The following is an 8,319-nucleotide window of genomic DNA, read 5'->3' on the forward strand; positions in this document are numbered from 1 at the left end:
CGTAAAACCGCTTACTATTTTCACAACATTCTTATTATAACACAGAGAAAAACTATGGTTTAGCTACTTTTGACTTTTCTCCTTCACGGTTCGTTTGTGTGTTATATGGTACAATGTAAAAACTTGGTTTTGAGAATATATTTATAAACTTTTCCTCATATTTCCCTGTTCCTTTTACCGTTCCAACGTGAGTATGAATTCCTTTTTCAACTTTATAAATCCGGTACATAATTCTCTCATCAGGAAGCGGCGTCCAGCTTAGTTTCATCGCAAATAAACCGAAAGGACTAAATGCTAGTTTTGCTTCCACGTTTTGAATCTTATCTAAACGAATTGGCAGTCCAATTGTTTCAACACCTTTTGGCCTATGAAAACTCGCTTTATCTTGTATATTTGCTTTCGTTAAAATCTTTTTAAATAACATCGTTGCAGATGCATTTCCATCTTGTAATTGATGCTCTTTATCGGTGCGGTCATAGCCAATCCAAACTGCACCTACTAAATTCGGTGTATATCCAACAAACCACATATCGCGCGCACCATGATCATCATTCGGCAGTGAAGTTGTGCCTGTTTTTCCAGCTAAAGCTCCATTATATACGCCAGCTTTCGCCGTACCTTCTTTCACAACTCCTTCAAGCATCTTTGTCATATACCATGCCGTTTGCTTTGAAAAGACTTTCGTTTCAGCTTTTGATGATTCTCCAATGACTGCCCCGTGTCTATTTAACACTTTATCAATAACGTGCGGTTCGATAATATTCCCGTTTGCTAAAAAAGAGCGGTACATTTTAACAAGATCAAATGGAGAAACGCCGTTTTTTAGCCCGCCAAGTGCTGTGCTTAAACCTGAGTCCGAAATATGAACATTCCCTTTCTCTAAATATTGCTTTCCCTCATCTACCCCTAATTCATTTAATAAAGATACAGCTGGCACGTTTGCTGATTCTAATACCGCATCGTACATCGTCATCTCTTTCGTATACTCATGATTATAATTTCGAGGTTCATAGCCTTCAAACGAACTTTTTTCATTCGTTAATAAAGAATATGGATTATATTTCTTCGTCTCAAGTGCTGGTCCATATACGATAAGTGGCTTTAAAACAGAACCCGGCTGCCTTTTTGCAAAAACACGATTAAGCCCTCTCGGAACATACTCTCTTCCACCAATCGCAGCTTTAATTCCGCCAGTCTGATTATCCATTAATAAAAATGCACCTTGCGCCCCGTTTTCTTTACCAGGGAAATTTCTCGCATCTTGAAACTGGTTATATGCTACCTTTTGAACTTTTTCATCCATTGGTACGACAAACGTATATCCTCCGCGCAGTACTTCTTGATGCGATAAACCGTATAAACGCGCTGCTTCATCTATAACCATATCGATATACGGCATATATGCAAGTTCACGTTCATCTGCATTTTTATAAAGAGCGATTGTTTTCCCTTGGTAACGAACACTATCTTCCGCTGTTAAATAGCCTTGTTTATGCATAAGTGACAAAACAAGATCACGGCGCTCTTTACTCTTCTCAGGAGATAAGTACGGTGAATAGCCATTTGGCGCTTTCGGAAGTCCTGCAAGCATCGCCCCCTCTTCCACTGTTAAATCCTCTACATTTTTATTAAAATACAATTTAGCCGCCGCTTGAATACCATATGCCCCATGACCGAAATAAATATGGTTCATATACATTTCAAGAATTTGCTGCTTCGTATATTTTTGCTCTAATTGAAGAGAAATTGCGACCTCTTTCAATTTACGCGTAAATGTTTTTTCGCGAGTTAAAAAGACATTTTTAGCTAGTTGCTGCGTAATTGTACTACCGCCTTCTACCTTCTCTCCAGCTAACGTGTCTTTATAAAGCGCCCGAAATATAGAAGGATAATCAATTCCTTGATGCTCATAAAAACGAGAATCTTCCACAGCAATAAATGCTTGCTGCACATACTTTGGAATTTCTTCGATCGGCACGAGCTCTCTATTTTCTACATATAACTTCGTAATTTCTTTTCCTTTCTGGTCAACGATACGTGATGAAGAGTGGAAAACAAGCTGCTTTTCATCCATCATATAGCCACCAGCTAACACAATAAGTTTATAAAGTACAATCGCTACTACAAACGTTGCTACCCCGCCTAATAAAGTCCACTTTGCTTTCTTCATACATCGGCCTTCTTTCCAAATGATGGTACATTTATTATTTGAAAAAGAAGTATCTTTATGTATATAATCTTCGAAGTTTTTCACAAGAGTTGATATAATAGAGACAAACTATAAAGGGGGCATTAAAATGAAGGCTATTATTTCATACGAAACACCTCTAGAACAAGCTCATTTCACTGCAAAAAATAACGAAAAAGATATGTTTTATAAAGAAAATACTGAAGAATCTGTAGAATCTGTAGAATCCACACTTCAATATGACGTATTAGACGCTGTTGGAGAATTTAAAGGACAACCTGGCTACATCGTTTGTAACAACATTTCTGTAACAGACGAAGGTCGCCCTGTATTTGAAAACCGCTTTAAAAACCGCGCAGGTCTTATCGAAAACGAACCTGGTTTCCAGGCAATCCGCGTTCTTCGCCCATTAAGTAATGATACATACGTCATTTTAACGATGTGGGAAACAGAGCAAAACTTTAAAGACTGGACAGAATCACGTTCATTCGAAAACGCTCATAAAAAACGCCCTGCACAAGCAGAAGGACAAGGACAGACACAAGCGCATCCACATGCAGAACAGCAAAAAAGCATTTTCTCTCGCCCGTCATTCGTGACTACTTTTGATGTGTTAGTTTAGGTTTCTGAGTTCTGAGCCTCCGGTATGTGAAATTATATCAGCGATTTTTTGAATATATCGACTTATCGACAAATGACGACACAAAAAAGGAAACACCATTACACACTGGTGTTTCCTTTTTCTTTGTACCAATTATATATGCGAAGCGCGTCTTCTTTTCGCATATGCTTCACTTCATAACCATGTCCCGCTACCGATACGGCAGCTGTACATAACTTGTCTTTCTTTTGAAAATGCGACTGATTATATCCTACTACTTGAACATGCCTTCTTCGCATGATCCCTGTATATTTCGCAAGGCCTCGGTACACCATTACTAACTGATTTTCTCGTATCATATATCCACCACTTTTATATCTAGCGTATGCAAGTAACGTAAATACAATAAATAGCGGTATAAGAACGAACAACGCAGTATGCTGTTCAAAATATATACTCGCACCGGCGATCGGCATTGCGAGCACAGCACTTGTAATCCAGCCCATTACGACATAACGACGCAATGCAGCCTTCGGTAAATGAACGATTTCCTCTTCTACTTCATACGGCAACTGTAAATATGTAAGTAACTGCTGCACATCTTTCTTCTTCATAAAAGGGTGTAACATCACTTCATTCCCGGCGGATTCTATACTTTGAATCACTTCCACTTCGACAGAACAATAACCGAAAGGCTGGCGGAGAATTCCTTCTTTCACAGTAATCGCTTGAATTCGGTGTAATTTTAAAACAAACTCTTTCTTATCAAATAACCCTTGAACGATGCGAATTTCATTTCCTTTTCGCTCTATTTTAAAGTTCGCATATTTTAGCGCATAGCCAGCTGTCGAAACGACCCACGAAACCACCATTAAAATCGCGGCCATAACGATTAATTCATATACACCGTTATCCATCACATACGCTTCCACTTTATTTATGAGCCATTTTGGAAGAAACTCATTAAACTCTGTGTAAAGGATTACTAACATAGAAAACACTAAACCAAATCGGCCAGATGTAATAGATGCGAATAAAATTTCTTTCGCTGTTAACTGATAAACTGTCTTACTCTCTTCTTCTGCGGGCGCCTCTTCACTCAAAACGCTGCTCTCTTTATGTAATAAAGCAATCAGTTCCTGCGCTTTATCTTCTCTAATACCAGCTAACATCACTTCTGGCTCACTACCGCCGCCCGCTACTTCTATGTTTAATTTTGTAAGTCCAAGCATTTGATAAATGATATTAGAAGATGTACTAATGTTTTGCACACGGTCTTTATTTAAATAACTTTCCTTCTTCACAAAAACACCGTGTTTTATATGTAAAATATTATTCTCAATCCAGTACACTTTGAAATACCATTTTACAGCTGAAAAGATCGCCATAATGAATATAATAAACAAGATGAAAAGATAAAATAAATACCAGGGTTTCACTTGTTCTTCAGGTTTAAACATAACAAGGATAATAAGTGGAAATAAACTAGAAATCCTAATACCTAATAATATCGTAATCGGATGTTGCCTCTTATACATCCTCATCACTCACTTTCGCAAGCTCTCCAATTTGTCTTTTCAACTGCTCTGCTTCTTCTTTCGTTAAGCCTGGAATACTATGAGAAATTGCCGCTGTTGAAATATGTAATTCTGCTAAATTATACTTTCTCATAATCGGTCCTTGCTCAATCGTTACGTGCTGCACACGAATCATCGGAATAAGCACGCGTTTTACAACGAACATTCCCTTTTGAATCTCAATCTCTTCTTCATTTAATCCGTAACTATAATAACGTTGACGTAAATTTGGAAATACAAAATAGTCGAGTGGTATGTATATAACCGCTCCTGTCACTAACAATCCAAACAACCAACCCCACCAATTAAAATTAATCATAAAAAAGAAATACGCTATTACGACTGCTAGTATAACCGCTGCCCCAATTAAAGCATGAATCCTCCACACTTTTAGCATATTAGAATGAATCTCCCTTTCTAACGGCTGCATCTCATCACTCCAATTATATGAATTTATTAATTATATATTAGTTGTTATATACAGTTTTGTAAAATTATAGTTCCTTGCATCGTGTCGAGCATTTCTTTAAAATTCCCTTCATTAATTGAATACACCTGAAACTGAATATAATCTAGTTCATTCGTATTAGGACGAGCATATGGCAAAATGTTAAATTTAGAAGCAGATCTTCCTAACATATCTGTAACCATAAGAGCAACATCTATATACTCAAAATCTATACGGAATGCTACCGCTTCTCCCGTAAATTCATAATCTTTAATCGCGTCATAAGACTTATTCGCACTAATCAGCATCACTTTTAATAGTTGGTTTAAATTTTCTGGTTTGAAATTAATCATTTATACAACTCCTTTTCTTAATAAAACACTATGAAAATAGTGTAATCTTTTACTTTCATAGCTTCACACATTCATTATATTAAAAATAAAGCTAGTTTTTTATAATTTTTTTGATATAATTACTTACGGGAAAAGGGAAGACATTTATCTTCCCTTGTGTTTTTATTTGCATCTAGTACTTTTGCTAGATGCTTTTTTTATGCTAAAAAGGTATCCTCCAATAAGAAGGATACCTTTTTACTTTCATTATCTCTGTTTTGTTGCTGTTAAAATCCCACTGCCTAGTACACTTGCGATTTATAACTATCTAAAGTTACAGATTAATAGTAGATCCAGAAAAATAACTTTACATTTTGTAGAATAATTTTTCTATGTCATATCTCCGTTACATCGTACTACTTCACTTTCTACCTGTGTTGTTCCACAATCGCACCCTATTCTGGAATAAGCTAATGAATATTTTTCTCATTCTATCATTTTTCACTTTACTAGGGACCCGAAAATCAACATATTATTTGAAACTTGGAGCGAAGATAAAAGAAGTACAAGATCGTTTAGGCCACTCAATGTGAAGACAACGATGGATATCTATGCTCATGTTGCTTTTAGTAACAATTAAAAGACCAGAACATCTAATAATAGACGTTCTGGTCTTTTTGCCATCATTAATTTAGTAATCTTGCCCACCATATGGATTAGCAGAAATGCTTCTATTTTCTGAGTCATATTCATCACAATACCAACCATCTACATCAGCAAAATGTAGCGTTTCGTCTCCACAATTTTCACAATATGCTTCAATATTATTTTCCATAATTTCACACGCTCTTATTAGAAATTAGAAATTATAATTTAAAAATGGTAACTTTACACTAGTGTCTACTTCTCCTGTATACAACTCTACAAATGCATTTGAAGTTTCATGCGGTATATAGATTGTTGTGACTTTCTCGTCAATATGTACGTAAGCAATTACTTCCATGTATTCATCACAGTCTTTCATAGGTACAAAGGTTAGACAAGGAGATACCCCTAAAGGTACTTCTTTCTTATCTATAAATTCCTTACACATGACAGTCTTCTCTACTTGATATGTAGTTATATGTACATTGTCTACTTCTGTTATTTTTACATTAGTCGGTATCTCTATCCCTAATAGATTACACCAACTGTTTAAGATGGACTTTTTCTCTGTACTTAATATAATTTCACCTTCACCATTTAAAACAAAAAGAGACTCCTTTTGGTCTCTCCCTACTTTTACCTGTTTCATCTCAATCATATCGCATACCCCTTTGTGAGATATTAGTTGAAGTATTGTTTCAGTAACTCACTACCTGTTTTAAGTCTTGTATAATATTGCCCATCTTTCTTCTCGAATTCACCGTTGTTAGCAAATTCTTTCTTTACACTTTCTAAGTTTGATGAATCAATAATACCAAACACATCGCCTATTTCAAAGTTACCTTCTTCATTTATACACTCTTCTAATAAGTAGTGTTTGTCTTCTTCTAAAGGAACTATCTTACCTTTTGTAATCGAATACAGATTTTTTGTTTCCTCTACCTGTACCGTAATAAAAATCCAACCAACTCTTACAATGGTACATGGCGTTAACCCCTCAAATGTAAGTGCAACTACTTTTTGGTCTTTCTTGAATTTCCCCATCCTTGATACCCCTTTTAAATAGATTTATTTCTCCTAAAGTCTACTATTTTATAGCGTAACCATAGTCTCTCAAACATCTATCTGCCCTAAGTAATACATCTAGTTTCCTTTTCTGTATATCCTAGTTCACTAATCTTTTTTTTGCATATTCTAGTTCACTATCAATCGTATTCCAGTATACTTTACCGTATTTCGTTACAGTTTCTACATGAATATCCTCAACATAAGCTTCGTGTCGTTCCATTACATCTTTACCGTTTTCTCTGTATCCTAAATACTTATAGAATGCACCTACCCCTAAGTCTTCTCCTGTACCACTTACCTTAGTGAAACCTGCTCTTGCACTACCTATATGGAATGGCATGTTCTACCCCTCTCTTATTTTAATATGATATTATAGCGTTCTCTTTGTTGTGAACTCATAAACTGCCCTACAAATTGTAGTTCATGCCATTTAAACTCTTTCATTTGCTGTTTTTGTTTATTTGTTTTCAAGTTTACTTTGACTACCATTTTAAAGGCTTGCTGACCTGTTTCATTTAATGTATTGTAGAAACTTTTTAAATAACTAATCTGTAAAGGAGATAGTTTACCATCTTCCTTTATTTGTTTTACAATACTATTATAGAAGTTATTATTCTTTGGTACAATTTTCTCATCTAATTTACGGTTTAAGAATCGTTTTAAATAATCATTCTTATCTTCTGTTAGACGTTTCTCTGTAACTACGTTTCCTTTTGTATCATAGAAAGTTTCTGTAAATCCTTCTGTAAACTTCTTGATACATTCAGAACCTACTACCATTGCTTGCTTGTTTAGTCGATTGATAATTGTAAACTCATAACGGATTCTTTCATGGCAACATAGATGACAGTTTGCTCCACAAAACTTATTGTCTACCATTCCATAATATACCCATTCTTGCTTTGCCTTTGAAAAATTATGCTTTTCTACACTTTGTAATAAATTGAAATTTTTTTATAGAGCTAACCTGCATGGTTAGTTCTATAAGAATTAAAGAACTTTATTATTTTTCAAAGGATTTCATTATTTTTTAAACAACTTTATTATCTCTTAACATTTGGAATAAGGTTTAATCATAATTGTTTTGCAAATCCACATTTTACGACAAATTAAAAAGACTCCATTTTGAAAAAAGATTAATCAAAATAGAGTCTTTTTTAACAATTTTAGTTTGGGCTTTATAAAAAAGTTTAATCATTTTCCACCTTTGAATACTTTAACTACCATAAATATTAACTTTATATATTCAATAGTTAAAGTATTGAAATAAAAAAGCCTAAACTTAGAGTACTCTAGTTTAGGATACTACATTTAAATCGATAGAAGCTTGGATGATTATGAGCAACAATAATAGAAGCTGAATTAGATACAATTACAGGTTTCATCACCTCTCTAGGATGAACGATACTTCCATTTAAACTTCCTACATGACGTATTACAATTGGTCTTACCCCTGTCAA

At 34.9% G+C, this 8,319-nt stretch carries 10 protein-coding genes and 1 pseudogene; 1 reads left to right on the forward strand and 10 read right to left on the reverse strand.

Going from position 1 to position 8,319, the window contains the following annotated elements; genetic code table 11:
• Positions 1 to 52 precede the first annotated feature (52 nt).
• Positions 53 to 2,170, reverse strand: a complete 2,118-nt coding sequence (locus V7038_RS02145) for a transglycosylase domain-containing protein (RefSeq protein WP_070128076.1) — start codon at positions 2,168 to 2,170, stop codon at positions 53 to 55.
• 127 nt (positions 2,171 to 2,297) lie between these two features.
• On the opposite strand from V7038_RS02145, the gene hmoB reads away from it, so the two are divergent.
• The gene (hmoB, locus tag V7038_RS02150) at positions 2,298 to 2,810 is read left to right on the forward strand and encodes a heme-degrading monooxygenase HmoB (RefSeq protein ID WP_002202863.1); all 513 of its coding nucleotides are present in this window, start codon (positions 2,298 to 2,300) and stop codon (positions 2,808 to 2,810) included.
• Positions 2,811 to 2,908: 98 nt separating this feature from the next.
• On the opposite strand, the gene V7038_RS02155 is transcribed toward hmoB, so the two are convergent.
• The 9 genes and pseudogenes from V7038_RS02155 to V7038_RS02195 form a co-directional block, all read right to left on the reverse strand.
• Positions 2,909 to 4,327, reverse strand: a complete 1,419-nt coding sequence (locus tag V7038_RS02155; RefSeq protein ID WP_335468936.1) for a PH domain-containing protein — start codon at positions 4,325 to 4,327, stop codon at positions 2,909 to 2,911.
• On the reverse strand, positions 4,320 to 4,796 hold the full coding sequence (locus V7038_RS02160) for a PH domain-containing protein (protein WP_335468938.1): 477 nt from the start codon (positions 4,794 to 4,796) through the stop codon (positions 4,320 to 4,322). Before V7038_RS02160 ends, V7038_RS02155 begins: the two co-directional genes overlap by 8 nt.
• 44 nt (positions 4,797 to 4,840) lie before the next feature.
• A complete protein-coding gene (locus V7038_RS02165; RefSeq protein ID WP_002202865.1) occupies positions 4,841 to 5,167 on the reverse strand; it encodes a hypothetical protein in 327 nt (108 codons plus the stop codon).
• Between the two features lie 670 nt (positions 5,168 to 5,837).
• Entirely contained in the window at positions 5,838 to 5,981 is a 144-nt protein-coding gene (locus tag V7038_RS02170; protein ID WP_002202866.1) for a hypothetical protein, read from the reverse strand.
• Between the two features lie 24 nt (positions 5,982 to 6,005).
• Positions 6,006 to 6,449 carry a hypothetical protein gene (locus V7038_RS02175; protein ID WP_002202867.1) on the reverse strand — a complete coding sequence of 148 codons (444 nt, stop codon included), beginning with the start codon at positions 6,447 to 6,449 and terminating at the stop codon, positions 6,006 to 6,008.
• Between the two features lie 23 nt (positions 6,450 to 6,472).
• The gene (locus tag V7038_RS02180) at positions 6,473 to 6,835 is read right to left on the reverse strand and encodes a hypothetical protein (protein WP_002202868.1); all 363 of its coding nucleotides are present in this window, start codon (positions 6,833 to 6,835) and stop codon (positions 6,473 to 6,475) included.
• Positions 6,836 to 6,956: 121 nt separating this feature from the next.
• Positions 6,957 to 7,199, reverse strand: coding sequence for a hypothetical protein (locus tag V7038_RS02185; RefSeq protein WP_002116812.1), 243 nt, complete (start codon positions 7,197 to 7,199; stop codon positions 6,957 to 6,959).
• A 14-nt stretch (positions 7,200 to 7,213) separates the two neighbouring features.
• Positions 7,214 to 7,738, reverse strand: a complete 525-nt coding sequence (locus V7038_RS02190; RefSeq protein ID WP_002202869.1) for a hypothetical protein — start codon at positions 7,736 to 7,738, stop codon at positions 7,214 to 7,216.
• 446 nt (positions 7,739 to 8,184) lie between these two features.
• Positions 8,185 to 8,319 (reverse strand): annotated as a pseudogene (locus tag V7038_RS02195) (JAB domain-containing protein); the annotation flags it as partial.

The sequence above is a fragment of the Bacillus sp. JJ783 genome (genome assembly GCF_036963225.1).
Taxonomy (GTDB): Bacteria; Bacillota; Bacilli; order Bacillales; family Bacillaceae_G; genus Bacillus_A; species Bacillus_A cereus_U.

Excerpts from the sequence above, each read along its gene's own strand:
- V7038_RS02160 (WP_335468938.1), bottom strand. The coding sequence starts at position 4,796 with ATGCAGCCGTTAGAAAGGGAGATTCATTCTAATATGCTAAAAGTGTGG.
- V7038_RS02155 (WP_335468936.1), bottom strand. The coding sequence starts at position 4,327 with ATGTATAAGAGGCAACATCCGATTACGATATTATTAGGTATTAGGATT.
- V7038_RS02185 (WP_002116812.1), bottom strand. The coding sequence starts at position 7,199 with ATGCCATTCCATATAGGTAGTGCAAGAGCAGGTTTCACTAAGGTAAGT.
- V7038_RS02190 (WP_002202869.1), bottom strand. The coding sequence starts at position 7,738 with ATGGTAGACAATAAGTTTTGTGGAGCAAACTGTCATCTATGTTGCCAT.
- V7038_RS02165 (WP_002202865.1), bottom strand. The coding sequence starts at position 5,167 with ATGATTAATTTCAAACCAGAAAATTTAAACCAACTATTAAAAGTGATG.
- V7038_RS02170 (WP_002202866.1), bottom strand. The coding sequence starts at position 5,981 with ATGGAAAATAATATTGAAGCATATTGTGAAAATTGTGGAGACGAAACG.
- hmoB (WP_002202863.1), top strand. The coding sequence starts at position 2,298 with ATGAAGGCTATTATTTCATACGAAACACCTCTAGAACAAGCTCATTTC.
- V7038_RS02180 (WP_002202868.1), bottom strand. The coding sequence starts at position 6,835 with ATGGGGAAATTCAAGAAAGACCAAAAAGTAGTTGCACTTACATTTGAG.
- V7038_RS02145 (WP_070128076.1), bottom strand. The coding sequence starts at position 2,170 with ATGAAGAAAGCAAAGTGGACTTTATTAGGCGGGGTAGCAACGTTTGTA.
- V7038_RS02175 (WP_002202867.1), bottom strand. The coding sequence starts at position 6,449 with ATGATTGAGATGAAACAGGTAAAAGTAGGGAGAGACCAAAAGGAGTCT.